Annotated in this window: 24 protein-coding genes; 9 read left to right on the top strand and 15 right to left on the bottom strand. The window is 60.4% G+C overall.

Annotation, left to right across the window (positions count from 1 at the left end; genetic code table 11):
* Positions 1–3: 3 nt before the first annotated feature.
* Complete coding sequence (locus tag ACP7B9_RS04960) at positions 4–897, top strand: SURF1 family protein (RefSeq protein ID WP_425861305.1); 894 nt, start codon at positions 4–6, stop codon at positions 895–897.
* A 40-nt stretch (positions 898–937) separates the two neighbouring features.
* A complete protein-coding gene (locus ACP7B9_RS04965) occupies positions 938–1,435 on the top strand; it encodes a YbaK/EbsC family protein (protein WP_425861307.1) in 498 nt (165 codons plus the stop codon).
* An 88-nt stretch (positions 1,436–1,523) separates the two neighbouring features.
* On the opposite strand, the gene ACP7B9_RS04970 is transcribed toward ACP7B9_RS04965, so the two are convergent.
* On the bottom strand, positions 1,524–3,122 hold the full coding sequence (locus ACP7B9_RS04970; protein ID WP_425861309.1) for an ABC-F family ATP-binding cassette domain-containing protein: 1,599 nt from the start codon (positions 3,120–3,122) through the stop codon (positions 1,524–1,526).
* A 151-nt stretch (positions 3,123–3,273) separates the two neighbouring features.
* Here ACP7B9_RS04970 and ACP7B9_RS04975 point away from each other — a divergent pair, with 151 nt between their 5' ends.
* The 3 genes from ACP7B9_RS04975 to ACP7B9_RS04985 are packed head-to-tail and all read left to right on the top strand — an operon-like array spanning position 3,274 to position 5,311.
* Positions 3,274–3,915 (top strand): biotin transporter BioY, encoded by a 642-nt coding sequence (locus ACP7B9_RS04975; protein WP_425861310.1) that lies wholly within the window; start codon positions 3,274–3,276, stop codon positions 3,913–3,915.
* 50 nt (positions 3,916–3,965) lie between these two features.
* Complete coding sequence (locus ACP7B9_RS04980) at positions 3,966–4,661, top strand: energy-coupling factor ABC transporter ATP-binding protein (RefSeq protein ID WP_425861770.1); 696 nt, start codon at positions 3,966–3,968, stop codon at positions 4,659–4,661.
* A complete protein-coding gene (locus ACP7B9_RS04985) occupies positions 4,661–5,311 on the top strand; it encodes an energy-coupling factor transporter transmembrane component T family protein (RefSeq protein WP_425861312.1) in 651 nt (216 codons plus the stop codon). Before ACP7B9_RS04980 ends, ACP7B9_RS04985 begins: the two co-directional genes overlap by 1 nt.
* A 6-nt stretch (positions 5,312–5,317) precedes the next feature.
* Here the strand turns inward: ACP7B9_RS04985 and ACP7B9_RS04990 are convergent, their stop codons facing one another.
* Both ACP7B9_RS04990 and ACP7B9_RS04995 read right to left on the bottom strand, forming a co-directional pair.
* Positions 5,318–6,520, bottom strand: a complete 1,203-nt coding sequence (locus tag ACP7B9_RS04990) for a thiolase family protein (protein ID WP_425861314.1) — start codon at positions 6,518–6,520, stop codon at positions 5,318–5,320.
* A complete protein-coding gene (locus ACP7B9_RS04995) occupies positions 6,501–7,991 on the bottom strand; it encodes a class I adenylate-forming enzyme family protein (protein ID WP_425861316.1) in 1,491 nt (496 codons plus the stop codon). Before ACP7B9_RS04995 ends, ACP7B9_RS04990 begins: the two co-directional genes overlap by 20 nt.
* Before the next feature lie 59 nt (positions 7,992–8,050).
* On the opposite strand from ACP7B9_RS04995, the gene ypfJ reads away from it, so the two are divergent.
* A complete protein-coding gene (ypfJ, locus tag ACP7B9_RS05000; RefSeq protein WP_425861318.1) occupies positions 8,051–8,956 on the top strand; it encodes a KPN_02809 family neutral zinc metallopeptidase in 906 nt (301 codons plus the stop codon).
* A 189-nt stretch (positions 8,957–9,145) separates the two neighbouring features.
* On the opposite strand, the gene ACP7B9_RS05005 is transcribed toward ypfJ, so the two are convergent.
* The 6 genes from ACP7B9_RS05005 to ACP7B9_RS05030 are packed head-to-tail and all read right to left on the bottom strand — an operon-like array spanning position 9,146 to position 14,297.
* Positions 9,146–9,496: a metal-sulfur cluster assembly factor gene (locus tag ACP7B9_RS05005; RefSeq protein WP_425861320.1), complete on the bottom strand. Its 351-nt coding sequence runs from the start codon at positions 9,494–9,496 to the stop codon at positions 9,146–9,148.
* A 35-nt stretch (positions 9,497–9,531) separates the two neighbouring features.
* Positions 9,532–10,299, bottom strand: a complete 768-nt coding sequence (gene sufC, locus ACP7B9_RS05010; RefSeq protein WP_425861322.1) for a Fe-S cluster assembly ATPase SufC — start codon at positions 10,297–10,299, stop codon at positions 9,532–9,534.
* Positions 10,300–10,339: 40 nt separating this feature from the next.
* On the bottom strand, positions 10,340–10,696 hold the full coding sequence (locus tag ACP7B9_RS05015; protein ID WP_425861324.1) for a non-heme iron oxygenase ferredoxin subunit: 357 nt from the start codon (positions 10,694–10,696) through the stop codon (positions 10,340–10,342).
* Positions 10,693–12,009: a Fe-S cluster assembly protein SufD gene (sufD, locus tag ACP7B9_RS05020; RefSeq protein WP_425861325.1), complete on the bottom strand. Its 1,317-nt coding sequence runs from the start codon at positions 12,007–12,009 to the stop codon at positions 10,693–10,695. The genes ACP7B9_RS05015 and sufD overlap by 4 nt, the downstream gene beginning before the upstream one ends.
* The gene (gene sufB / locus ACP7B9_RS05025) at positions 12,010–13,485 is read right to left on the bottom strand and encodes a Fe-S cluster assembly protein SufB (protein ID WP_425861326.1); all 1,476 of its coding nucleotides are present in this window, start codon (positions 13,483–13,485) and stop codon (positions 12,010–12,012) included.
* The gene (locus tag ACP7B9_RS05030) at positions 13,485–14,297 is read right to left on the bottom strand and encodes a helix-turn-helix transcriptional regulator (protein WP_425861328.1); all 813 of its coding nucleotides are present in this window, start codon (positions 14,295–14,297) and stop codon (positions 13,485–13,487) included. The genes sufB and ACP7B9_RS05030 overlap by 1 nt, the downstream gene beginning before the upstream one ends.
* A 164-nt stretch (positions 14,298–14,461) precedes the next feature.
* Between ACP7B9_RS05030 and ACP7B9_RS05035 the strand changes: the two genes are divergently transcribed.
* Genes ACP7B9_RS05035 through ACP7B9_RS05045 form a run of 3 tightly spaced genes read left to right on the top strand, consistent with a single transcriptional unit; the run spans position 14,462 to position 17,192 of the window.
* A complete protein-coding gene (locus ACP7B9_RS05035; RefSeq protein WP_425861330.1) occupies positions 14,462–15,436 on the top strand; it encodes an ABC transporter ATP-binding protein in 975 nt (324 codons plus the stop codon).
* Positions 15,436–16,206: an ABC transporter permease gene (locus ACP7B9_RS05040; protein ID WP_425861332.1), complete on the top strand. Its 771-nt coding sequence runs from the start codon at positions 15,436–15,438 to the stop codon at positions 16,204–16,206. The genes ACP7B9_RS05035 and ACP7B9_RS05040 overlap by 1 nt, the downstream gene beginning before the upstream one ends.
* A 44-nt stretch (positions 16,207–16,250) precedes the next feature.
* Positions 16,251–17,192, top strand: coding sequence for a COX15/CtaA family protein (locus ACP7B9_RS05045; protein ID WP_425861772.1), 942 nt, complete (start codon positions 16,251–16,253; stop codon positions 17,190–17,192).
* A 935-nt stretch (positions 17,193–18,127) separates the two neighbouring features.
* Here ACP7B9_RS05045 and ACP7B9_RS05050 read toward each other — a convergent pair.
* The 6 genes from ACP7B9_RS05050 to ACP7B9_RS05075 all read right to left on the bottom strand — a co-directional run bounded on the left by ACP7B9_RS05050 (position 18,128) and on the right by ACP7B9_RS05075 (position 26,440).
* Entirely contained in the window at positions 18,128–18,325 is a 198-nt protein-coding gene (locus ACP7B9_RS05050) for a recombinase family protein (protein ID WP_425861334.1), read from the bottom strand.
* A gap of 1 nt (position 18,326) precedes the next feature.
* The gene (locus tag ACP7B9_RS05055; RefSeq protein ID WP_425861336.1) at positions 18,327–18,935 is read right to left on the bottom strand and encodes a hypothetical protein; all 609 of its coding nucleotides are present in this window, start codon (positions 18,933–18,935) and stop codon (positions 18,327–18,329) included.
* A gap of 686 nt (positions 18,936–19,621) precedes the next feature.
* On the bottom strand, positions 19,622–20,809 hold the full coding sequence (locus ACP7B9_RS05060) for a DUF3322 domain-containing protein (protein WP_425861338.1): 1,188 nt from the start codon (positions 20,807–20,809) through the stop codon (positions 19,622–19,624).
* A complete protein-coding gene (locus tag ACP7B9_RS05065; protein WP_425861340.1) occupies positions 20,806–24,192 on the bottom strand; it encodes an ATP-binding protein in 3,387 nt (1,128 codons plus the stop codon). Before ACP7B9_RS05065 ends, ACP7B9_RS05060 begins: the two co-directional genes overlap by 4 nt.
* Positions 24,189–24,956, bottom strand: coding sequence for a DUF4194 domain-containing protein (locus ACP7B9_RS05070; protein WP_425861342.1), 768 nt, complete (start codon positions 24,954–24,956; stop codon positions 24,189–24,191). Before ACP7B9_RS05070 ends, ACP7B9_RS05065 begins: the two co-directional genes overlap by 4 nt.
* On the bottom strand, positions 24,956–26,440 hold the full coding sequence (locus ACP7B9_RS05075) for a DUF3375 family protein (protein ID WP_425861344.1): 1,485 nt from the start codon (positions 26,438–26,440) through the stop codon (positions 24,956–24,958). Before ACP7B9_RS05075 ends, ACP7B9_RS05070 begins: the two co-directional genes overlap by 1 nt.
* Between the last annotated feature and the right edge of the window lie 271 nt (positions 26,441–26,711).

Below are 26,711 nucleotides of genomic sequence, written 5' to 3' on the forward strand. Positions count from 1 at the left end.
TTTATGAAGACCTACAAGTTTTTGTTTTCCAGCAGGTGGCTGGGCTACTTTGCCTTGGCGCTTGTCTTTGCCCTCGCCTGTGTAGCGTTGGGAAATTGGCAGATGAACCGCCGCAACGCCGTAGTTGAAAACATCACCAAGATCCAGCAAAACTATTCCGGCACCATCGTCGACTATGCGGACGTTTCCGGGAACTTTGATTCGCTGGACCCCGCCAAGGAATGGACGCAGGTGCGTCTGGTAGGCAGCTACGTTACGGAGGATCAACGCATCGTCCGGAACCGCCCGCTCAATGGGACCCCGGGCTATGAGGTGCTCGTGCCGTTAAAATTGGAAAACGGTGACACCGTCATCATTGACCGTGGTTGGCTGCCCATTGGAAACAAGGAAGCCGGCCACCCCGATCTCATCCCCGAGCCGAAATCTGGCGTAATTGAGGTTGTCGCCAGGCTCAAGCCGGCAGAACCGAGACTTAACCGTGGCGCCCCGGAAGGGCAGCTGGCGTCGATTGAACTCAACGACTACGCGGCTCAGCTCGAATACCCCATCAAGACCGGATCCTACGGGCAACTTGCAACGGAGAATCCTGCCGCGGCCGGCAATCCGGTTGCGTTCCCGGCACCGTCCATCGATGAGGGCTCACATCTGAGCTATGCCATGCAATGGATTGCGTTCGGCATTTTGGCCTTCGTTGGCTTTGGTTATGCCGCAAGAATGCAACGTCGCAATGATGAATTCGACGCCCTTGAGGCAGAAGAATCGGGCATTCCCGTCGAGGAGCTCTACGGCCGCGGATCCGCGTTCCATCCTCGCAAACATCCCAAGGTGCGCAAACCCGGAGCGCGGCCCACGGCAGAAGAAGCCGAAGATGCCATTCTGGACGCCCAGGGGTTGTAGGGCTGAGCGTTCTTATCCAACATTGTCATAAGCTGGCCCTGTGACTACTCAGAATCCTGCCGAATCATCAGTTGAAGATCCCATTGTTGCGAACGTGCGCGCCTCGCTTGTGGCCGCGGGGCTCGGGGACACCGTTGTGGTGGTTCCCGATTCTGTGGCCACGGCCGCGACTGCAGCGGCCGTGCTGGGCTGCGATGTTGGCGCTATCGCCAACAGTCTTATTTTTGAGTGCGACGGCGCCCCCCTGCTGATCCTGGCCAGCGGCGCAGCGAAGGTCGACGTAAAAATGGTTGCCCGGCAGCATGGGCTGGCCAAGATCACCCGGGCAGACCCAGAATTTGTACTCCAGCATGCCGGTCAACCGGTTGGCGGGGTTGCACCACTGGGGCACCCCGCACCCCTGAAAACGTTCCTCGACACTGACCTTGCCCAATATCCCGTCTTGTGGGCAGGCGCAGGCAGCCATCAGGCTATGCTCTCGCTGAGCTACCAGCAACTACTGGACCTAACCGCAGCAACAGAAACTGCCGTGCGGTGAAAGGTTAAAGCTGACGGGTTAAAACAACGACGGCGGCAGCTGAGGTGGAAATCCACCTCGCCTGCCGCCGTCGTTCCTGGCTCTAGGGCTAGGCCATCGTGATCAGGTCCAAGTAGTCCGGGCTCCACAGGTCTTCGTCGCCGTCGGGCAACAGCACGACGCGCTCGGGATCCAGGGCCGCTACGGCGCCTTCATCGTGGCTGACCAAGACAACAGCGCCTGTGTAGTTCTTCAGGGCGCCTAGGATCTCCGCACGGCTGGCGGGGTCCAGGTTGTTAGTCGGCTCATCCAGGAGCAACACGTTGGCACTGGAGGCGACGATCGTGGCCAAGGCCAGTCGAGTCTTCTCACCACCGGAAAGTACGCCGGCGGGCTTGTTGACGTCATCGCCGGAGAACAAGAATGAGCCAAGGATCCCGCGGACCTCGGCGTCATTCATGTCGCCCGCAGCGGAGCGCATGTTTTCCAATACCGTCCGAGTTACATCCAGGGTGTCGTGCTCCTGAGCGTAGTAGCCAATCTTCAGGCCGTGACCGGGGATAATCCGTCCGGTATCGGGCGTGGAGACTCCGGCGAGCATGCGCAGCAGGGTCGTCTTACCAGCACCGTTGAGACCAAGGATGACCACCTTGGACCCACGGTCAATGGCAAGGCTGACATCCATGAAGATTTCCAGTGAACCATAAGACTTGCTGAGCCCTTCGGCCATCAACGGCGTCTTGCCACAAGGCGAAGGATCGGGGAAGCGCAGTGCTGCCACCTTGTCGTTGGCCCGGACCTCTTCAAGTCCGGCCAACAGGCGTTCGGCGCGCTTGGCCATGTTCTGGGCGGCAACAGCCTTGGTTGCCTTGGCCCGCATCTTGTTGGCCTGCTCCATCAGGACGCCGGCCTTCTTTTCAGCGTTGGCGCGTTCCCGGCGTCGGGCGCGTTCATCTGTTTCGCGCTGAGCAAGATACTTCTTGTAACCGAGGTTGTACTGGTCAATCGTGGCCCGGTTGGCATCGAGGTGGTAGACCTTGTTCACGGTCGCGTCCAGGAGTTCAACATCGTGGCTAATCACGATCAAACCGCCATTGTGGCTCTTGAGGAAGTCCCGCAGCCAGGCCACAGAATCAGCGTCAAGGTGGTTAGTGGGCTCATCCAACAGCATGGTCTTGGCACCGGAAAATAGGATGCGGGCAAGTTCCACGCGGCGTCGCTGACCACCGGAGAGTGTCTTCAGCGGTTGGTTGAGGATGCGTTCGGGCAAGGCAAGGTTCGAGGAAATTGCCGCGGCCTCGGCCTCGGCTGCGTAACCACCGTTGGCAAGGAACTCAGCCTCGAGGCGGTCGTAGCGGCGCATGGCCTTGTCCCGGATGTTGTTGTCATCGCTAGCCATATCACTTTCGGCCTTGCGCAACTTGGTGATGACCTTGTCCAGGTCACGAGCGGCAAGGATTCTATCCTTGGCAAGCTGTTCCATGTCAGGGGTCCGGGGATCCTGCGGCAGGTAACCAATCTCACCCGTGCGGGTGACCTTGCCACCGGCCGGGAGGGCTTCTCCGGCCAATACACGGGTCAACGTGGTCTTGCCGGCGCCGTTGCGCCCCACAAGTCCAATCTTGTCACCGGAGTCGATGCGGAATGATACTTCGTCCATGAGCAGGCGCGCTCCAGCACGTAACTCAAGGTCTTGGACCGATATCAACGTAGTAACCTTTCACGTAAGTGGATATATGCCGCGAAACGTTTCTCTGCCGATTTCGGATGAGACTAACGTTGTACAACCTAGCCAGTCTAACGAGGTTCCGGGGTGGGGAAAATCCGGTTTAGACAAAAATTCAGTGAAAGCAGCAATAATGACTTCCTCACGATCCGCGGATGAGACGTTGACAACACCATCACAGCACGCTGACAACGCGAACATCTCCGTTTCACGCCGCCACCGGTGGGGTGCAATGGACCTCTCGCTCATTGCGGTTTTTGCGGCACTGATGGCTGCCTCGATCGCCGTTCCGGGCATCAATGTTGGTCCTATGGGCGTGGCAATTACTTTGCAAACCCTCGTGGTGGCCCTCTGCGGACTTGTGCTTGGCTTTGGCCGCGGGACCGCGGCAGTTGGGCTGTATGTTCTTCTGGGTCTCATTGGTCTACCTATTTTCAGCGGCTTCCGCGCCGGACCAGCCGTTCTGGCCAGCCCGTCGGCCGGTTACATTATTGGCTTCATCTTTGGGGTGGCCGTGATCGGTCTGCTCGCAACACTGGCTGTCCGGAGCCGCTGGCGTCCGGCAGCCTTGTTCGGTGCCGCCATGGCCGGCACGGTGATCGTGCACGCCTGCGGCATTGTGGGGTTTGTCATCAAAGGCATGAGCCTGCCGGCCGCCCTGCTTGCCGACGTGGTCTATCTCCCCGGCGACATCATCAAGAATGTTCTGGCCGTCCTGATCGCACTCAGCCTTCACCGGGCCTTCCCCGACCTGTTGGTGCGCCGACGCAAGTGAGCATCTCCGCAAAACGCACATCCGTGCAGGGCACAGCCATCACCAACAGAATTGTTTTAGCGCAGGCTGCTGTCTCCGTTGAACCTGCGGATCCGAGGTCGCAGCAGGCCAAGCAGATCCTTTCCCCACTATCGCTCACCCTGACCGAACAGCGCATCGCGGTCATCGGCGCCAACGGTTCAGGGAAGTCAACGCTGCTGCGCCTTCTCAACGGCCTCGTGGTCCCTTCCTCGGGCACTGTCCACGTCAACGGGCGAGGAACACACAACGAGGTTTCAGCGGTGCGCCGCAGTGTCGGCTTTGTCTTCACAGATCCCCTGTCTCAGCTCGTGATGCCCACGCCCCAGGAAGATGTGGAATTGTCGCTTCGCCGGCGAAAGCTGAGCAAGGCAGACCGCAGGAACAAGGCCCGGTCCATTCTGGCCGATTACGGCTTGGATCATTTGGCCGAAAGTAGCATTTACGAACTGTCGGGCGGCGAACGCCAGCTCACGGCCCTGGCCACGGTGCTGGCTGTGGAGCCGGACATTCTGGTTCTCGACGAGCCATCCACACTTCTGGATCTACGGAACACCAGAATGCTCATGGAGCGCTTGGCGACGCTCCCCCAGCAGGTCATCATGTCCACCCATGATCTCTCCTTGGCCGCAACCTTTGACAGGCTTTTGGTCATTGACCACGGATCGCTCGCATACGACGGCGAACCCGAGACCGGGATTGCCCTGTACCGGGAGCTGGCGGGCTAGTGCGCGGCCATGCCTTCCTCGTGGCCGGCTACGTACCGGGCAATTCCGTGGTTCACCGGTTGCCGTTGGGCATCAAGGCCATTTTGCTATTGCTGGTGGCGGTGCTCTGTCTGGGCTCCCCTTTCATCTCCGTGCGCGCAGGCGTCATCACGACGACGGCCACGCTGGTGGCCGTTATCGGATGCCATTTTCTGGTTGGACTCAGCTGGCCGCGGATGTGGCGCGCTGTGCGCCTCATGCTCGTTTTTCTCATCCTGATTGCCGGATACCAGTGGTGGCAGCACGGTCCGTTCGTGGCTTGGCAGGTTATCGCCTCGATTGTGGCCACGGTGCTGGCATCGAACATTTTGACCGCGTCAACACCCGTGGATGAACTTCTGGATGGCCTGGCGGCCCTCGTGGAGCCTCTGCGACGCTTTGGTGCAGACCCTGAGCGGTTCTCCTTGACGGTGGCGCTGATGCTTCGCAGCATTCCCTACGTGATTGGGGCCTTTGCCGATGTGCGCGATGCCGCCAGGGCACGGGGACTAGAACGCAACCTCATGGCCCGATCGCTGCCCGTGGTTATCGCCACGGTGGCCTATGCCAGAGCCACCGGAGACGCCTTGTCCGCCCGCGGCCTTGGCGAGCCAGACTCCGCGGATGATTAGTCTGCGTCAAAGCTGGTCCCATTGGAAGTGGGCGGAAATACCCATACCGCCAGCCATGCTGATCATGGCAATGGCATCTGTGCCAGGCGCAATCCCGCGCCGTGCCCGGGCCAGTAGCCTCGTGACCAGGATTGCCCCAGACGCACCGTAAGGGTGCCCCAAGGCCAGCGCCCCGCCGTCGTAATTAAGAAGATTTGGATCAAGATCAAGCAGATCAGCCGTGGCGAGAACCTGTGCGGCGAAGGCCTCGTTGTATTCGAGCATGCTGTTGCGCAGCCGCCCTGTGGTCAGGCCAGTGCGGGCCATGAGCGCACGAGTGGAATGGGCCGCGCCGACGCCAAGGAGCGTGGGGTCATTGCCGGTCACGGCGCTATCGCGAAAGACCAGGCCGACGGCGGGACCTCCCAGCGCCGTCGCCCCTTCGGCGGCCAGGGTCCTGGCGCGGGCAAGCGTCGTGACCGCAACAATGGCCGCGCCGTCGCTGTAGGGGCAGGAATTTCCTGCGGTGACAGTTCCACCGGGAACAAACGCGGCTGGGAAGCGGGCCATGAGTTCCGGGGTCAGGTTCGCGCGCGGTCCCTGATCTGCCGAGAGGCCCCCGAACGGTAGAATTTCGTGCTCGAAGTGGCCATTCCGGGCGGCCTCCACGGCTCGGGCGTGGCTCTGAAGGGCGTAGTCGTCTTGTCGCTGGCGGCTGATTCCGTAATGGGTGGCGACGTTTTCCGCAGCCTCCCCGGCATCAGGATCCCCGGATTCAAGGGGCGCAAATTGGGCGCGATCAAAAAAGTCTAGTTCGCCGTCGGAGCCGCGGTGAGCACGCGCCGGAGCGGTGCTGATGCTTTCCACTCCGCCGGCCAGATACAAGTCCCCTGCCCCAGCCTGAATGAGCCGGCACGCCAGCACGATCGCTTCCAGGCCCGACCCGCACTGCCGATCAACGCTCAACCCGGGAACCCGATCCGGCAGCCCGGCCGTCAACGCTGCCAGCCTGGCCACATTGCCGCCACCGCCTGTGGCGTTGCCGACTATCACGTCGGTGATGCCGTCAGGGTCGACTCCGGGTTCGCTCAGGATGCCAGTGATGGCCGCCGCCGCTAGCTCGTGTGCGCGGTAGTTCTTGTAGGGTCCGCCGACCTTTGCTGTTGGCAGGCGTTTCGCCGCAATGACAACCGGCGTGGTTTCAGGTGTGTTAATGAAGGCGCTTGGCACGGGCGTCCCCTTCAGTGATCCATTGGGCGAGAATGGCGCGGCTAATTTTGCCGCTACCGGTCAGGGGCAAGGTGCTGAGCTCAAAGTACTGGCTTGGACGTTGTGGAGCGGGCAGTTGCCGGGCCGCCTGGCGCACGGCGTCGATCGGCACGGCCAGCGGAGCCATGCAAATCCCTGCCACGAGCCGTTTTCCGCGCACTTCATCGGCAATGCCAGCCACAATGACCGTCATTGCATCAGGTTTGGCCTCAGGCTCGTGCGCAATACTTGCTCCTCGCGCAGCACCTAAGAGGGTCTGTTCCACATGATGCGGGTACACATTGACGCCGGAGATGATCACCATGTCACTGGCGCGTCCGGCCAAATGCAAGCGGTCCCCGGAATCTAGGAAACCTTGATCCCGCACCGTGTACCAAGCCTCCGAGCTTCCACCGCTGCTCACGAGTATCTCGGACCTGAAGGCCAGGCCGTCGTCACCCCAGGCATAGCCGTCACAGGGATACGGGCCAGCAACCCAGACATCGCCTTGTTGGCCACGGCCAAGCTCCATGCATTCTTCATCCCTGATCGAGATCCGTGCCCCTGGAAAAGCCGTCCCCACGCCTTCTTGTTCTGTAGCGGCCGGTTCCGTGCTGGCTTGTTCCACCATGGCCGGTGGCTTAGCCACCGTCGCGGCCGCGACAAATCCAAGTTCAGCCGCGCCATAATATTGCTGGATGATGGCGTTGGGCGCCCACTCCCGGGCCAACGCATGAGTAGCCTCCGGAAGCTCTGACCCGGCGCAAACGATCGAACGAATCCTGTGTCCGCTTTTCCCGGTGGCCATGCCTCGAGCTGCTATCAAGCCAAGAACTGTGGGGACGAGTACCAGCCGGTTAACTCTGTTATCAGCTATGGCCTTCAAAGCCGTATCAGGGGTGAACTGCGGCAACGCTACGAATGTGGCACCAGCAAAGATCGACTCCCCCAAGGCGTACAGGTTCATGCTGGCCGCCATCGGACCAGGGGCAAGAGTCACTGAGTCCGGCCCCACATCAAAGTATTCAGCACTGCGGATGAACGATTCATGCCAGGATGCCGCCGAACGGGCAAAAGCCTTCGGCAAACCGCTGGTTCCCGAGGAGAGCCCAAGGAGGAACGGCGTCGGCGCACCATCCTGTGGCATCTGATTCGCTGTCCAATCCGAAGCTGCCCTGCTTAGCTCAGAACGCAAGCCCACGGGCCACTGGGCGTCAAGGACCATGACTGTTGTACCAGCGAGCACGGCTGAACAGAATTCCACGGCCAGCTCGGTACTGCTTTGCGCGTCAACAAGGGCAACGCTCGCCGTGCCATCCGTCTGTGTTGACCGGACGTGCGACTTAGCGGCCAGAAGAAGCTGGGCGTAATCGAGCCGCTGCTCCCCCACCACGACGGCGGTCCGCTCACCTCGGTTGGTGGCCCAGCGTTTGAGTTCTTCAATGAATGGCATTGTTTTTATGGTAGATGAGAATCGCACCCTCGATGCCAGCCAACCGCTACTCTAGGTGCATGACATTTAATGAAGGGGCCCGTCTGGACCCATCGCAAGCAGAAGACCAGAGAGGCCGCAGCGGCATGGGACGCGGCGGCAAGGTAGGGCTGGGCCTTGGCGGCGGCATTGTGGTGCTGATCGGCGCCTTGCTGGGCATCAATCCGGACGTGTTGACATCCATGCTTGGAGAAACTGCAGACCAACCAGCGATCGAGCAATCGGGCGGATCTGCTTTGGAAAGCTGTCAGACCGGCCAGGATGCCAACGACCGCCTTGACTGCCGCATCCTTGGCACGGCCAATTCACTCAACGCTTTTTGGCCTGGCTATCTTGAGCAGCAGGGTGTCCAATACTCGGCACCCAAGACGGTGATCTTTAGTGGCAGTGTCAGCACCGCTTGCGGCCAGGCCACCTCAGCCGTGGGACCGTTCTACTGCCCCGGCGATAACAAGGCCTATTTTGACCCTGACTTCTTCTCTCAATTAGAGACGCAGTTCGGTTCCTCGGGCGGTCCCTTGGCTCAGGAATATGTTGTTGCCCACGAATTTGGCCACCACATTCAGGACATTCTCGGCACCATCGGCAACGCCCAGCAAGACCCAGAGGGTGCCCAATCGGCATCGGTACGCACTGAGCTTCAGGCAGACTGCTTCGCTGGCATCTGGATGCGCTACGCCTCATCCCAGGTGGCACCCGGCAGCGATCAACCATTCTTGGTGGAGCTGGCCCAACAGGATCTAAATGATGCACTCTCGGCTGCTTCGGCCGTCGGTGACGACAGGATCCAGAAGGCCGCAACGGGCCAGACCAACCCTGAATCGTGGACTCACGGCTCCAGTGAACAACGTCAAAAGTGGCTCTACACCGGCTACCAAACCGCCGATCTAACAGCCTGCGACACCTTCGCCGTCCCAACGGTATAGCGAGTAGAAAACACAAAGAACCGCCGTCGGTCCGGGCAAATGCCAGGACCGACGGCGGTTCTTTCGTATCACGGGATCCAACTGCGGGCTGCGCTGCATGAGTCGCCGGTATCAGGGTGCCGGGAGCGGCTTCGGGCGTCCGCGAAGCGGGCGGGCACCAGATCAGCGCGAAGGCGCGCTTGCTGCCTACTAGATGTTGAAGCCGAGGGCCCGCATCTGGTCGCGGCCGTCGTCTGTGATCCGCTCCGGACCCCACGGCGGCATCCACACCCAGTTGATGCGCCATTCGTCAACGATCGGCCCAAGCGATGCTTCCACTTGTTCCTCGATGACGTCCTGCAGGGGGCAAGCAGCCGTGGTGAGCGTCATGTCCAACAGCAAGGCGCCGTCTTCGCCATAACGCAAGCCGTAGAGCAAGCCCAAGTCGACGACGTTGACGCCCAGTTCGGGGTCAATGACGTCCCTGAGGGCTTCCTCAACGTCTTCCAGGTTTGTTTGTCCAGCTACATTGGCTGTACTTGTTTCGCTGATGTCAGTCATGATTCCTTCTCGACGGTGGTTGGTTGGCGAGGCAATTAAGCCGTAGCCGTCTCAGCAACCAGGTAGCGGTCGTAGCCTTCTTCTTCCAAACGGTCAGCAAGTTCCGGGCCACCCTGTTCGGCGATGGCACCATCAACGAAGACGTGCACGAACTGCGGCTTGATGTAGCGCAGGATGCGAGTGTAGTGAGTGATCAGCAAGGTGCCGAGGCCACCGGCGTCGATTGCACGGTTGACGCCTTCGGAGACAACCTTCAGCGCGTCAACGTCAAGACCGGAGTCGGTCTCATCCAAGACAGCGAACTTCGGGTGGAGCAGTTCCAGCTGAAGAATTTCGTGACGCTTCTTCTCGCCACCGGAGAAGCCTTCGTTGACGTTGCGCTCGGCGAACTCGGGCTCGATGCGCAGCTGCGCCATGGCGGCCTTGACGTCCTTGGTCCAGGTGCGAAGCTTGGGGGCTTCGCCGTCGATGGCAGTCTTTGCGGTGCGCAGGAAGTTAGTCATGGTCACACCGGGGATTTCCACCGGGTACTGCATGGCAAGGAACAGGCCGGCGCGGGCGCGCTCGTCGACGCTCATCGCCAGGACGTCTTCGCCGTCCAAGGTGATGGAGCCACTGTCAACCGTGTAGCGGGGGTGGCCGGCAATGGTGGAGGCCAGGGTGGACTTGCCGGAGCCGTTGGGGCCCATGATGGCGTGAGTCTCACCGGTGTTGATGGTCAGGCTGACGCCCTTAAGGATGGCCTTGACGCCCTGTTCCGTCACGATGCTGACGTGCAGGTCCTTGATTTCCAGAGTAGACATACTCTATTTCTCCTAAAAAGTTTGTGTACGGGCCGCGGCGCTATTGCGCGCTGACGCCATTAAGAATGTTGGTGACGTCCACATAGACGTCGTCGCCCTGAATGCTCAAAGCAAAGACGGGCACGGGTTCGAATGCTGGCAATGTCAGCGGTTGGCCGCTAGTCAGGTCAAAGGAGCTGCCATGTGCCCAGCATTCGATGGTGCCGTCCTCCACGTCGCCTTCACTTAAGGAGATGTCGTCGTGTGAACAGGTATCTCCGATCGCGTGGAGTTCTCCATAGGAGTCCCGCACGATAGCGATGGGGCAATCGTCAACCTCGACCAACAAGGAAGACTTGACCTGTACGTCGTCGACCTTGCAGACGATGACGCCGGCGGGCGTGGAGGTTTCACTCACTGTGGTGTCGCCGCCAATTCGCGTTCCACGGATTCGCGCAGACGCTCTTCGAGGGCGGGTACCTGAATGTGCTGGATGACCTCGTTGAGGAAGCCACGAACCACCAGGCGGCGGGCAACGTCTTCGGCAATGCCACGAGCCTGCAGGTAGAACAGCTGCTCATCATCGAAGCGGCCGGTAGCGCTTGCGTGCCCGGCTCCTTCGATCATGCCTGTCTCAATTTCCAGGTTCGGCACCGAATCGGCGCGCGCACCCTGGGTCAGGATGAGGTTGCGGTTCATCTCGTAAGTGTCGGTGCCTTCAGCCTGCTTGCGGATCAGCACATCACCGATCCACACGGCGTGGGCGTTCTCGCCCTGCAATGCACCCTTGTAGGTGACGCGGGACTTGCAGTTCTTCGTGGAGTGATCCACGAACAAGCGCTGCTCAAGGTGCTGGCCGGCGTCGGCAAAGTACAGGCCGTACATTTCAACTTCGGCGCCGGTGCCGCTGTAGCGAGCTGCCGGTGTGGTGCGCAGCAAGTTACCGCCAAGGTTGACGACGACGTGCTTAACTTTCGCGTCGCGGCCCACCAAGATGTGCTGAGCACTGGCGTGAACGGCGTCGTCATTCCAGTCCTGGATGCTGACAACCGTCAGGTTGGCACCATCTTCGACGAGGATTTCAACGTTTTCGCTCAGTACGGCGGTGCCACGGTGGTCCAGGACAACAACGCCGGTTGCGAACTTCTTGGCGTGAACCAGGATGTGTGCGGCGGCGGGGGTGTCGCCCTGTCCCGTGAGGGTCAGGGTGGTGACGTTGTCTGCGTTACCGACGAACTCGGCGGGCAGGGTGACAACGGTGGCTTCGGCGAAGTTTTCCCATGCGGCGGCAGCCACACGGTCTTCGGGGATGCCGGCTTTTCCGATGCGCGCATCGTCACGACCAACAGTCTCAACGGTCACGCCGTCGGGCTTGGAAACCTCAAGCAAAGGCGCGGCGCCGTTAAGCTCCATGCCCTTGATACCCACACGATCAAGGCCCCGAAGGCGCTTGAGCGGTGTGAAGCGCCATTCTTCTTCACGGCCGGTGATGGCCGGGAAGTCGGCAAGCTTGTACGAGGTCAGGCGGCCGGCGCGTGAGCTGTCCGGAACACCAACTCCGCCGCCGTGGCTGTCTCCACCGTGGCTGTGAGCCTTGGCAGCGCTACCGCCGAGCGGACCTGATTCAGGGTTGATCTCGGAGAGGCTTTCGCCCTCTTCGGTCATGCCCTTGATGAAATCCTGGGACCAGACTTTTGAATCTGTTTCTTGTTCTTGCGTGAGCTCGGTCATTTAGCCGACGGCCCCTTCCATCTGCAGTTCAATCAGGCGGTTCAATTCCAGTGCGTACTCCATGGGCAATTCCTTGGCGATCGGCTCGATAAAGCCGCGCACGATCATGGCCATGGCCTCGTCCTCGGGCATACCGCGGGACTGCAGGTAGAACAACTGCTCTTCGCTGACCTTGGACACTGTTGCCTCGTGACCCATGGAGACATCGTCTTCACGAACGTCAACGTAGGGGTAGGTGTCCGAGCGGGAGATGTTGTCCACCAGGAGGGCATCGCAACGTACCGTGTTGGCGGAGTGCGTAGCACCTTCACGGATCTGGACGAGGCCGCGGTAAGCAGCACGTCCACCACCGCGGGCAACAGACTTCGAGATGATCGAGGACTGCGTGTTCGGGGCAATGTGGACCATCTTCGATCCCGTGTCCTGGTGCTGACCTTCGCCGGCAAAAGCAACCGAGAGCGTCTCACCCTTGGCGTGCTCGCCTACAAGGTAGACGGCCGGGTACTTCATGGTGACCTTGGAACCGATGTTGCCATCGACCCACTCCATGGTGGCGCCTTCGTGTGCAATGGCACGCTTGGTGACCAGGTTGTACACGTTGTTGGACCAGTTCTGGATGGTGGTGTAACGAACGCGGGCGTTCTTCTTCACAACAATCTCGACGACGGCCGAGTGCAGGGAGTCCGAGGTGTAGATCGGGGCCGTGCAGCCTTCGATGTAGTGGACGTAGCTGCCCTCGTCGGCAATGATGAGCGTGCGCTCGAACTGGCCCATGTTCTCCGTGTTGATGCGGAAGTAGGCCTGCAGCGGGATCTCAACGTGAACGCCCGGGGGGACGTAGACAAAGGAGCCACCGGACCATACGGCCGTGTTCAGCGAGGCGAACTTGTTGTCGCCCACCGGAATCATGGTGCCGAAGTATTCCTGGAAGATCTCCGGGTATTCGCGCAACGCGGTGTCGGTGTCGGTGAAGATAACGCCCTGTGCTTCCAGGTCCTCGCGGATCTGGTGGTACACAACCTCGGACTCGTACTGAGCCGTGACGCCACCGACCAAGCGGTTACGCTCAGCTTCGGGGATACCGAGCTTCTCGTACGTGTTGCGGATATCCTCGGGAAGCTCTTCCCAGCTACCGGCCTGCTTCTCGGTGGAGCGCACAAAGTACTTGATGTTGTCGAAGTCAATGCCGGAGAGGTCTGCACCCCAGGTGGGCATGGGCTTACGGTCGAAGTACTTCAGGCCCTTGAGGCGCAGATCCAGCATCCACTGGGGCTCACCCTTTTTGGCGGAGATGTCACGAACAACTTCTTCGCTCAATCCGCGACGGGCGTTGTCGCTGGCCGCGTTTTTATCCGACCAACCGAAGGCATAGTTACCCAGGCCCTCAAGTTCGGGGTTTCTTTCGAGGATGTCGTGGTTGGTGGCATCTGCCACCTCACCATTGGCGCTTACATCCTGCGCTAATTGATCCGTCATCACGGCCTTTCTTGCTGATGTTTGGAAACAAAATTGGTTGGACTTTGAATGCGCACCGTGCGGCCAGCCGACGATGCGGGAGCAGCTTTCGTCGCCGTCGTCGTGTTTAGCTTGCGGACAACTGCGCGCCCAGTCGGAACATGGGTGGTGCAGACGTGTCCACCACTTGCCATGGTGGAGAGTCTGCGTACATCGACGCCGATGAGCCGGGCGAAAACCTCGGTCTCGGCATCGCAAAATTCGGGGAAGGAACTGGCGAGTTCCTGAATGGGACAGTGGCCTTGGCACAGTTGTTCAGCTGCCATGGCCGAGCCTGGATTCAAGGAATTCGATGTCGCAACAAAGTGGTCCTTGTTCAATGCCGCGGCGAGTGCCTTGGAACGGGCTGCAACGTCATCGCCCGCGGCGTCAACCACCGACTGGTAGTTGGCCTCCATCTTGGCGAAACGACGCTGGGCAAACTCGGCCACACCGGATTGTCCACCAGTCTTGGCAAGCTCGCCCAAGGCCAGCGTGGCAATCTCAAGGTAGTCGTCACCAATCTCGGTCTGTCCCCTGCGGGACACAACGTAGCGGCGAGCCGGCCGGCCCGCGCCACTCTTGGCGTTGCTAATGAGCTTGACCTCAATAATTCCCTCGCGGGTCAAGGTATCAAGGTGCCTGCGCACAGCTGCGGGGGTCAGCCCCAAGAGGCTGCCAAGTTGCGCGGCACTGACGGGGCCCTGTTCCAGCACCGCCGTCAGGACACGGTCTCGGGTACGTTCATCAGGTTCGATCCCCAGGGTGACCCCGGTGTCTACATGCTGACTCATTCACACCTCCACGCAGTCGAAATAACACACAATATTACACAACACAAGTATGCCGTAATTACCTGCACGGTGCCACTAAGGTGAGCCTACCCACTCAATGGCCCACTTTTCACGACGCTTATTACCCCGGCGAAACCCACAACTACGTCGCGTAGAATGACGGCGTGACAAAGACACTTTCCCCTGCCCTGGAGATCTCCGGGCTCATCAAGGACGTGGGGCCCGTGCCGGGCCTGGATGGCCGGATGAAGCGCGTCATTTCCAACATTAGCCTGACGGCCCACTTTGGCGCAGTGACGGCCCTGCTCGGCGCCAATGGTGCCGGGAAGACGACGACGATCGAATGCGCCCAGGGCCTCCAAGTGCGCACCGGTGGTGACATTTCCCTTTTGGGCCAGGATCCGCAAACGGCCGACGCCGGACTTCGCGCCAGAGTTGGCGTCATGCTTCAAGACGGCGGACTGCCACCGTCAGCGCGGCCCGTTGCCTTGCTGCGCCATGTTGCCACCCTCTACGAAAACCCACTCAGCGTGGATGCGCTCGTCGAACGGCTGGGCATCGGCGAGTTTGCCGACACCAACATCCGCCGCCTGTCCGGAGGCCAAAAGCAACGGGTTGCCTTGGCTGCCAGCCTGATCGGCAATCCGGAGGTACTCTTCCTCGACGAGCCAAGTGCGGGTCTGGATCCGCAATCACGGCTCATGGTCTTTGAGCTGATCCGGGAGCTAAGGGATAGCGGCAAGGCCATTATTCTGACCACCCATTTGCTTGACGATGCGCAACGACTGGCCGATTACGTATATATCGTCGACAAGGGCGAATCCGTAGCCCAAGGCACGGTCCAGGAATTGCTGAAACAGTCAACGGCTGCACTGAGCCAGCGCGCCATGACCTTCGAGGCCACGCCGCACCTCAATACTGCGCCCCTCGTTCGCTCCGGTATTAGCTGTACAGAGACAAGGCCAGGCAGCTACACATTGGCGGGCGACCTCGAACCAGCGGACCTTGGCCGCTTCGGCTCCTGGTGTGCACAGAACGCCATCATGCCCACCTCCGTTCATCTGGCATCACAGTCCCTTGAGGACGTCTTCCTGTCCATTTCAGGTGCGGGGAACAACCACGAATCCATGGGGATTTAATGAGCACCCTCTTCCACGACGCCCCAGCGGGCCGTCCTGCAACCCTGACCCGCCGGATCATCAGCCAAGGGCGGTATGAGGCCGCCACCATGTTGCGCAATGGCGAGCAATTGGTGCTGATGGTTGTTATGCCGTTGCTGGGCCTTCTGGCCTTGGTCGCGACTCCACTACTTGATGGCATGGGCCATTCCCGAGTGGCCGTAGCAACGCCTGGCATCTTGGCCCTCTGCGCCCTTTCGACGGCGTTTACCGGCCAGGGCATTGCCACCGGGTTTGACCGTCGCTATGGCGTACTTCGTTTCCTTTCGACGACGCCGCTGGGCAAAGGTGGATTGATTGCCGGGAAGGTCATCGCCGTTTTGGTTGTGTTGGCTCTTCAGGTGGTGTTGATTTCAACTGTCGCAGCGTTCATGGGCTGGCGCCCTCCGTTCGCCGGGATCCTGTTGGGCATCCCGTTACTCGTTCTCGGCGCCGCAGCCTTTACCGCTCTGGGACTGCTAATCGCCGGGACCGTTCGTCCCGAAGCCACTCTTGCCATTACCAACCTTGGCTGGATTCTGCTGGCCTCCGTCGGCGGGATTGTGTTGCCCGCCGGCAAGTTTTCCAGCTCTTTGGAAGGACTCGTCCAGTGGCTGCCATCAGGGGCCTTGGGCAACCTCATGAGGGCAGCGTTGATTGAGAGCCGCCTCGACGTGTGGGGCCTGATTATTTTGCTGGCGTGGGCCGTGGTTGCAGCCATCGCCGCGCTCAAGTGGTTCAAATGGAATTGAAAGGCGACACCAAAGTGAGTCAAGGCAACACCGCATCTGAGAAATTGAAGAATGCGTACGAAACTTTCATCACCAAGCTGCCCACCAGCGTTACGCCCGCGATCAAGCGGCTTGCTGTTGGCACGCTGATTGGCCAGGGAGTCCTCATCGTCTCTGGTGGTGTTGTGCGTGTCACCGGATCTGGCCTTGGTTGCCCCACCTGGCCCAAATGCACGGAGGAGTCGCTGACCAACACCGCCGCGATGGGCATTCACGGCTTTATTGAGTTCGCCAACCGGACGCTCACGTTCGCGTTGGCCGCCGTCGCACTTGCACTGCTGGTGCTGCTCTGGAACATGCGCAAGGAACGCAAGGATCTGTTTTGGCTCGCCTTTGGACTGCTGGCGAGCATTCCGGCACAGGCTGTCATCGGCGGAATCACGGTCCTGTCGGGACTCAACCCTTACGTTGTGAGCCTGCACTTCTTGGTCTCCGCGGCATTGGTGGTGGTCTCGATGTTGCTGGTCAACCGGGCTTACAGCAGGACAGGTACGACGGCGCCTGCCGCAGTCAGGCGTCCGGCTCGCCTCGTCCGCCAGCTCAGTGTCGTCGCGGCAGTCGCCAGCTACCTGGCAGTTGTCCTCGGCACGCTGGTGACGGGTTCGGGCCCACACTCGGGCGATTCAACCTCGCCGCGCATGCAGCTCGACGGCTATCTCACAACGCGCATCCATGTGGTCCCCGTGTACGTCCTGGTGGCCACCGCGCTGCTCCTGCTCATCTTGCTGTGGCGAAATGGCAAGGGCGACATGCTTCGCAACGCGGCGATCCTGCTCTTCGCTACAGTGATTTTCCAGGGCTTCATTGGCTACTGGCAGTACTTCACCGGCATTCCGGCGCTGCTCGTTGGCGTCCACATGCTAGGAGCATCCCTGACCCTCGCGGTGGGCACGAACATTGTGGACGTGGTCCTGAACCGAGGCAAGGCACAAGCTCCCGCGCAGTAGGCAAGCCTTCGTATGAGGAAGCCCGGTCCGCCGCCAATCTTGGTCGGCGGGCCGGGCTTTTTGCACAGAGAGCTATTTTGACCAGTGGAAGGACAGGTCCACCCAGCGGCACAAACCGCATGTTCTGGGCCCTTATCAGATTCGAACCGACGACCCCCACTTTAGACCCGAGTGTCGCTTCATCCTTGCCATTAGTGGCTTTTGGCCCTTGTTCCAGAGGTACGCGCGCAACAACAATAGCTACTATATTGCCGTTGCTCTTCGTTCAAACCGGTAGGTTTCGGGTGACTCGGTCATAATCATCAGTCGTCTTCCTTGCAGCAATCAGCGTCCCACCCATTTGGACCCCACCGTTCTCTGTTTGATAGGACTAGCCTGCGCGGGCAGTCCTTGCCATTGGTGATGCCGTTGCCCAGGGCCCGGCACCCGCCAGGTAGCCATGGTTCCGTGAGCGAAGCTCGCAATCCGCAAAGAGGAGACGATACTTCAAGTCTACGAATAGAAGTAACACCTGAAAATCGTCTTTGCGCCCCCCTCCCCGGCGACGAACTCCTACCTGGCAGCGGGGCGTTGGCCACGCCACAGCCCATCCAAGTGACATACCACGGTGGCCTCGCTGACATCTAAGGTTTTCGCTATGTCGTTGATCGTCCGCCCTTGGCACGCATTTCATATGCCGCGGCGGACTTGTCAGGCGTCACCTTCGTTGGCATCCCATCAACCCTCCTCGGATCTGGCGGCCTTCGAGCCGTCCAGGATGCGTTCGCGGAGCCTGTTAGGCTCGTTTCGGCACTGGCGAAGAAGAAGTGCAACGTCAACAGACCTTGGGAGTTGGTGGTATCCAGCCAACTTTCCGGCAATGACCGGAGCCCCACATTACGCTCGGAATGATTCTTCACGACCGCAGCTAGGTTAGCCGTGTTTCGCCCGAACCGCTACAGGACATTCACGACCAGTACATTGCCGGGCTGGAGGTCGCCTAGGCAGTCCTGCCACTGCGGACGGTTTGCAGCGACGCCCGAGGTGCCGTCCGTCCAGATCCGATAAGCACCTGCGGCGTTGAGAGCCTCGTGCTGCAGGTCGACGTTCCGCTCCTTTGCACTAAACTTGGCGTATCCAATAAGCGTTGCCAAGTCATCCTTCTTCCTCGGTTTGCCCACGTTGGCTGCCTGCTGAAACCAACGCCTTGTTCCGTTTCTCCTGCATGCTCTGCTTGGCCTTTGCCTTTGCCTTGACATAAATGGCCGTCCGATTGCGCGACTTCTTCAACGCCCTCTCGTCGTCGTGGTGCTGGGAAACCCTCATGACTATGAAGATGACTAAGAAGATCAGAACCAGCGGAACGCCCAGGACCGCAGCCACATGCCATGGATTGTCAGGATTCGGAGTCTCTGTGCTCTGGATATAGTTCCAGAACCAAAAAACACTGACAACAAGGATAAGGAATGGCTGCCAGTAGGAGACGAACGTTGGTTTGGTCGAGGAAACGTAGATCTGGGTGGAGCGGAAAGCTTGCTCTACAAGTTCGCGACGAAGGGTCTGCCTGGCCCGCACATCGCCATGGTCTTCCCCGCCAAGTTCGGTTTCATCCCAGGCCTTGAGCAGGCTCAACGCCCCTGAAGCGCGGCGATGCGCAATCGACTCCCGATTCGTGGCCTTCCGAGCCGCCAGAGTGATGGTCACACCTACGGCGAGCAGGCCAGCTATGCCGGCGAGAAGTTTACCCAACTGATCAAGATCCATTGTGATCCCCCCACAAATCGTGTCAAAACCCTTCCATCATGGTTTTGACGGAGTTTGATTACGCACTCGGCCTACTAGTTTACGCAGTCAAGTTACGCGTTACTGTAGCGCCACAAGTACCTTAGGGAAGCAAAATAGGGTCGTCTACGACCAAGTTCTTGCGGCGGCGGCCAGCCGGATGAGTCGTTGCTGGATCTCATTGATCCGGTTCGTAAGGCCGGCCCTTGCCTGACAATCAGGACTCGCCGCGATCGATTGCGTGGTCACCGGGCGATGACTGTCACGAACCGCAGGCACAGGGCTCCGGTCGCCGATCTAGTGTTTTGAACATTGGTTTTTGGGTTTGAATTCGAAGCGTAGAGTCAGCTCGGTGCCGGGGTAGCGGGTTTCGGTGGTCGTAAGGTGGTCGCAGAGCTCTTGAATGGCGTTAGTTAAGGCGTCGGGCGGGAACGGGTCCAGCCGGGTCGTCAGGTAGCCGGGTGAATCGGGGTGCTGCAGATAGCAATATTCGAAGAGGAACCCCTGCAGAAATAACCTCACAGATCTGTCCAGAAAGCCCAAAAGGTGTTCGTTACTCCACGCCCCCTGGCGGCTGACCATCAGATCCACAATGTACCGGAAATATCGCGCCACGAATCAAGAAGAACGCCCCGAAGTCTGCCTGTACTGGGCGCCCTCTGCTTCGATTATTGATCGTCGCGCCTCGTCCATCGTTTGCGGACAAGCTTCACCGCTTCGAGCGCTCGTGTAAGAGGGATCCTTTCCTGTTCGACTCGCCGGTTTCCGGGATACTGCGCATCAAGGACACGCAGGTACACCACCAGCTCGTCCGTGCGGAGCTTGTCCACCGGTTTCGGGAAGCCCGGCTCAAGGGTTTTGCCGTTTTGGTCGAGGTTGGTGCCAAACTCCTCGTATGTCTCGTAGGTCTCCGTGCCCATGAGAATTGAGTCGATGTCGCGTTCGAAGTCGACTCGGTAGCCGTTCAGGATCTCGTAGCCGTCGCGGTCAATGTCGCCCCAGTACACGACTACGGGAGCGTTTCTGATCCAGCTGAACGACGCGGGTGTCTTCCCGCCTTTGCCGACGCCTTCGACCGAGATGCCGCCTCCAAGGGATGGAAAGTGGATCGCCGTGTCCTTGTTCTCCGAGATGACGACGACCTCAGGCAGATATGCGGGCGTGAAGCTGTCACCAGCAGTCGCCGAGTCGTGAACGCGTTCGCCGGCTTCCAGGTGTTCGGGGTCGAGGTAAGTGAAATGGATGCGGGACGGGTGACCTGGCAAGAGCCCGAGGTCGTCCAGACCAGTGAGCGCCTGAACGCCGGCCCGGTGGGACTGCAGCCACTTCGCATGGACACCGGGAATCGGCACCTGACGCGGCGTGACGCCAAGGGCTGCGCGGGCAGGGTCTTCAAGATACCAGTCGGTCACAGTGAGGAGCAGTTCGAAGTCGACCGTCGAGTACGTGTCGACGAGTCGGAGGACTCGACCGACTTCGACCACGTGCGGGTACCTCTCGAGCAGGACGACCAGCCGCTGGCGAGCCCGGGCGAGTCGCTCGGGCCACTCGTTGGCGACGATTGCCGCTGCCTGGTCGATGGACGCGATTCTCACGTGGGTGGGGACGGTTTGCGTGGTCCGTCCTTTGGCTGCACGACTCTCATAGACCATGATGACTCCATGCTTTCTGGCCCAGTCCTGCCACTCGACCGTCTGTGCATGGACGGCCGCATAGTCTGCGCGCAGGTCAGATGCAGATGGACGCCCCAGCGGAAAAGCGTGCGGGAACCCCGACTCCTCGCCAACTAGGTCGGCGTGCCACTTCCCGGTGAGTCGACGACGAATGTCCGCGGCTACAGTCTCCGGTGACTTCATGCGTCGTCACCGGTGTCTGGCGCGTCTGGAAAATCGCTGATGTAGGAGTAGCCCCGCATGTTCTTTGTGACGGTGAGGAGCAGGTCCATATGCGGCTCGAGCGCCGTCACTTTATCGAATGGAGCACCGATGATGAGCTGGAAGCCGAGGTCCTGCCACGCTTTGACGGATCGGCCTGCAAACTCGCTATCGGACTTCACGAACCCCTCGTCGAGAAATACCGGGGCGAACGTCGGTCGGGAGCGGGACTCATCCCCAAGCTGGTAACGTAGCGCCGAGCCGACGATGAACGCAACCAGTTCCTGTGTCTCCCCACCTGATTTGCCGCCGAGCGAGTCGTAAGTGGCAATCTCACGGTGGTTCTCATCAAGGCACACCGCGGTGATGACGACGTGCTGGCGAACGTCGAGGTACCGGTCACGCCGAGACGTTGAGGATTTGGTGTGGCCCTCGGGGATTTGGATGCAGGTCATGAACTCGCGGAGTTTCCTGAACCTCGTCTCGACCTGTTGATCCGTGAGCTCAAGGGCGAGGCCGGACGAGAGCTCGCGCAGACCGCGACGGAAAGTACTCAGGTCCTCGCTCTGGAGGCGCCGGAGGTTGATCTGCAGGACGCCTTTGCCGCCAAACGGCAGGGTCTCGAGGATGTGGTTGATCGGTACGAGACGGTTCTCGATGTCCTCGAGAGCGGTGTCGAATGCGTCGTTGAGGCGCAGCAGGTCATCACTGGACCAGGCGGCGAACTCGCGACGCCAGCGGTCTCGGCGTTCGTACAGTCCCTCAGACTCAATCCGATCGAGTATCTCGCGGTAGCCGCTGGCGGAAGCCGCGGTGGTGCCGAGGTTGTGCTCGGTCCACTGAGCTTTGTATGCCTCGAACATTGCCTCCATCGCGCCCGTTGCGTTGCGCGCGCCGCGTCGTTCCGCCTCGGCCTCCGATCCCAAGCGTCTACGTAGAGCACTCATGTTCTTGCTGAACGAGTCCAGGCTCGTGGTATCCCAATTGTCGACGAATAGGGTGTCTAGGTATATCCGCTGCGCGTCGGTGACGGTGGCCGTCTGTCCATCGACAATGGCATCCACGTCATCCTGGACGGAGTCCTGGTCAGAGACGAGTTGGCTGTGCTTCTTGTCCAATTTCTCTAGGTGGTCGTTGGCGAGAACCTTGTCCCGGTTGGCCTTGGTGAGAAGCGGCTTGATGCGTTCTTCTTCGTTCTGCAATTCGTCGAGGATCTGGTTAGCGTCGCGGAGTCGCTGAATATCGTTCTGGAGTTCGCTGACACGCCGTTCGATGCCGAGATGGTCTATATCGCCCCAAACTGTGTCCTGAACATGGACGTGGGCGTCCTTCTGCTGCCGGAGATCGGTGAGGCGTTCCTGGATAGTTTTGATGCGACTGCGGACCGCGGTGATCTGCGGCTCAAGCTCGGCCAGCAGCTCACCGATGTCGGCGAGCCGGCGCTCGTTAGAGAAGCCGATGATGTTGCCTTCGCTGGACTCCCCATGCGCGCCTCTGTCGCCGTCGCGTGTCTGCCCTGTGGGGGTGACCCGCGGCCCCGGGCCGCCAAGCGACGCGGCATCGGGGACGCAGAGGTGGTCAACACTATTGCCACTGACTCGGTCCTGGACCCAGCGCGAGTATGGCGAATCCTTAAACACAAGCTTCCCCGAGACGTGGTCAGGGTCGCCGCGCCAGTTTTCGTGCTCGGCTGGGGTCACGGCCTGGAACCGGATGCGCGGCCTGATCGCAATTCCATCAATCGCCGCAGAGAGCCTGTTCCGGGTGCTGCGGTCGACCAGCACAGTCCGTGCGATGCCGCCCAGCGTGGTCTCCACGGCCTTGCGCCAGCGCTCTTCCCCCTGCAGGACGTCGATAAGTTCGGCCACAAACGGCAGTTCAGTCATCGGGTCCAAGCCTGCGGCCTCGGCCATCCGCACGCGCGCTTCGTGCAGTCCGCGCGGGACCATACCCGCGCGGCCTTGAAGGGACTTCTTTTCGTCCAGAAGATCGAACTTGCTACTCGACAGTGGGGATAGCTCATCCCGAACGGTTTCCTCCTCGTTCTGGAGCACCTGCTCACGCGCGTCGAAGTTGGCCAGGAATTCCGCCGCAGCGGTGTGCGCCTCGGCGAACTGGGCAGCCGTTTCCGGTACGACTAGCCTGATGGCCTCGGTCCTTGCCTGAAATCTAAGGTTGGCCAGATAGGCCGCATCACGGGTGGTCTCGAGGCTGGTGATCTCATCACGGCGTTCGTCGATTGCACCACCGCCGTTGGCTAGTTTGTCTTTTGCGATCTGAGTCAGGTGCGTTTCGTGCATGGCTTCGTCCGCGCTAGCTTGATTGAACGAAGTGGAGGTCTTCGCGTGATCGCGACGGTTTTCCAACGCTGCCTCGTCGAGAAGGCGGCGCTCGGTACGCAGCTGCCAAAGCAGGAACGACGAAGGACCGTCGTCCTCGGCCCCGAACTGCCGGATGAGCAGTTCCTTAGCCTCTGCATCGGCCAGTTCGTTCTGCAACCCTGGTAGGCGCTGCAGGGCTTTGACCTTGTTGGCCTCGTCGACCATCTTCGAATAAGAAGCCTCCAGGTTGGCGAAGTGTTCGAGTGCGTCGTCTGCGGCCCGGTAGGTGATCGGTTCCTCCAGGACCATGGACTTGTAGAGACCGTCGACGCGCTTGACTTCCATGCCACCCTGAACACGGGCGAGTAGTCGCATGGCCTTCTTACCGCCATCTGAACCGCCGATGCCCAGTCGGGTGTGCAGGGTCCCCTCGAACTCCCAGAAGGTGTTGAACGTGGTCAGTCCGGGGATACCCACCTTCAGAGCACGCTTGTCGAAACGGGTGACGGCCAGGGGCTCGAGCCTAGATACGTCGAGGTATCCCTCGTAGGCGGCGAAGGTCGTGGTGACGTCACCATTGACAGTCGCACCGGACTTCACGAAGTAGATACGCAGGACGGTGTATCGTCGGCTCTGATCGTTGGTGAACGTCGCTGCCAGAGCGCCCCAGATGGGAGCACCGTCGACCCCGCGCAGCACCTGATCACGCATCTCGTCGGAGCCGTCGACTCGGTTCGTATCCATCTTCCCGCGAAGGTAAGTCAGCAGGTTCCGCTGCTCGGACGACCGGGCACGTCCTCCTGCGTCGTTGGATGCCCCATTGAACGGCGTAACGGACGGCATCATCAGCGCCAGGTAGGCATCCAGAAGAGTTGATTTTCCGGTCCCGCTCGCCCCGGAGAGCAATGTGGAGCCGGGTGAGAACCGCACCTCGTTGCGGCCGTGGAATCCACCCCAATTCACCATTTGGAGAGCTTCCACCCGCCACTGCGCAGGGTTCGTTGGCGCGGTCAGCCCCGCGGGCAGCATCTGGTTGAGGGTCATTCGTTGTCCTTCACGATGTCGAAGAGCACGTCGGGTTCGTCGTCGATGACGAAGCCGGTATCGCTATTCTCGGGCGCGGTACCGTTTTGGATCATGAGCCAAGTCCACAGGGCACGGAGCTTTTCGATCGGCAGGAGGACCTCGATGATCGGAGAGATCCGGAGCCGCTCTGGGTCCGCGGTCTTGATGAGCACACCAGCGGTGGCCAGGCCGTCGATCGCATTAAGAGCGCGCTTCTGGTCCATAGCACGATGAGTGGCGTGCTCGGGACGCTGGTCGGCCACCTCACTGAGCAGCACCTGGCGGTCAACAAACACAACGTCCTCACCTTCCTGTCGCTGGGCGAAGAATCGCTGCCTGAGGAAGACCATCACAATGGTCTCTTCTTTCGTGTGCGACACGTCACGAATTAGTGATGGTAGGGCCTCACCCGACTCGGTACTGGCCTGCCGCTTGAAGGCGATCTGGTGATCGCGGTCAAGGTGGAGCTCGAAAAACAGCTCGTTAAGCCGGCTCTTGATTAAGTCTTGATTAGCCAAGAGGACTGTCCAGTGCTCAGGGTGGCGATCTGCTGAGAGATACCGATGTTTAAGAAGCGCATGCAGGCAGCGCCGCTGTTCTTGAAACAGCACACCGGTATCCCCCTCGAACATGACAAGGCTGGTCGCTCCGCTGTCGTCCTGCCCGTCAGCCGAGGTCGAGTCCGCTTCAAACGAACCGAAGAGGTAAGGCAGGTCTTCATCGGTAGCGAGGTTGTCTGTCATCAAGAATCTCCTTCGGGACGGGCCTTCTCAGTCTCGGGCAACATGGACGTCGGCATCAGGAAACGACGTGTACTTCCGTCCGGCCGCACGGCGCAGACCGCTTCGCGCAGCACCGGATCGATATGGGCTCCCAGCCGGGTAAACAGGTGCATGAGGCCTAGGATCTCAACGGGCCGGCGGAGTTCCTCCGGCAGGGAGTTGAACAGCGCGTCGGCGGACGCCAGGTCACCCGAGGACTGCTTCTCGTCGATGCGCCGACGAAGCTGGTCCAAGGAAGGACCACCCTGCTTGCGGATATCTTCGAGCGACAGTGGAGCCGGGGCCTCATGAGAGACGTCCTCGAGCGGCTCGGGCGCACGCTCACTGCCAGGGTCGTAGGTCCTGAAACGCACCGCGGCTATGTCTAGACCCGGCGGGATCAACTCGACGTCGACGTGGTCGCGGGCACGAGCCGTTTGCATCCAGGAGCGCATCTCTCGGTCGATACCTCGGAGCACTCCGTCGAGCTCGCGGTTGCGGATGTGGTCATAGTTCTCTATGTGCTCCCGTAGTGTGGCCGAGAGCCTCTGCCGCTGGCCGAGGACGTCCGAGATGCCACGGCGAATCACGTCCACCGCTGTGCGCAGCTGGCGCTGCTCATTAGCGAGCAGGCTCCCTGCCCACGGATGCGAGAGGATCGTGTCCAAGTCGGTGCGTAGTCGGGTGAGCCAATCGCGCTTGCGAAGCAGCTCCAGTGCTCCGGCGAACGCTCGGCCCTCCGGGGTGCTGGTCAACAGGTTGTCCGACCGATCCAGATAGTCATCGACGACCTCCCCCACTGGACGCTCCTCCTCACGGAATCTCTTAGTGATGTTCCGGTGCATCTCCCGGACGGACTCTTCAACCCTGCGGAAGTCAGAAGGAAGGCCATCGAGCTCGCGCAATACGTTCGCGAACTGCTCAGACATCTCAGATTCCGAAGAAACCAGTAAATCACCCCCGGAGTCCAGTCGGTCGTACTCGGCCTGCAGGCGGGAGATTTCCTCGGATAGACGCCGCTTGCGCTCCTCCCGGTCAGGGTTCGCGGCTAGCGCCGCTTCGGAGACGACATGTCGCATTGTTTCAATACGGGACACAGAGACATTTAGCTGGGACCGCGTTGCTCGGCTCACGTAGTCCAAGGCCTGTCTGGCGTCTCCGGTAAGCTGGTAGGTCTCCTGGCCGCGGCCGGGGTCGCGGAATAGCCAACGCTCCCGGACCCACTGCATGGCGAGTGACTTCCCGCCGGTGGAGGGCGCCGAGTACCCGGCGGCACGCAGCTCGTCAAGGAGTGCGTCGACACGAGTGTGGAGCTGCTCGACCGGTACCGGCTGAGCGTCATCGGGGAACACAGCAGCGAAGAGCGGCATGGCGACAACTGCAGACTTACGGTCCAGCAGCTTCAAGGTCGGTGTGTTCAGAGCAGCCTCGATGCGGGCGACGTCACCCTCGATACCAGATGCCATGGTCATCCCCACCACAGGCCAAGTGAACGGGCACCAGTTGCATTCGGGACGCTTTTCGCAGAGAGGGCCCGCGTCTCCAGGCCAACAAAGCGCTTTAGAGCGGATCTGGTCGGCAACGACGTATACGCTGACAAGAACTCGGGGCGAACAACTGTGGTCATGAAGTCAGTATCCCCGAAGCCTCTGACATTGTTGTTGGATCGCGCACGTGAGCGAAGGTGAACTCCTAAATCTCACCCCGACTCATGGCCCGATCAACTTGTGCCCACAG

Origin of the sequence: Arthrobacter sp. TWP1-1, from assembly GCF_049897845.1 — a bacterium.
Lineage (GTDB): Bacteria > Actinomycetota > Actinomycetes > Actinomycetales > Micrococcaceae > Specibacter.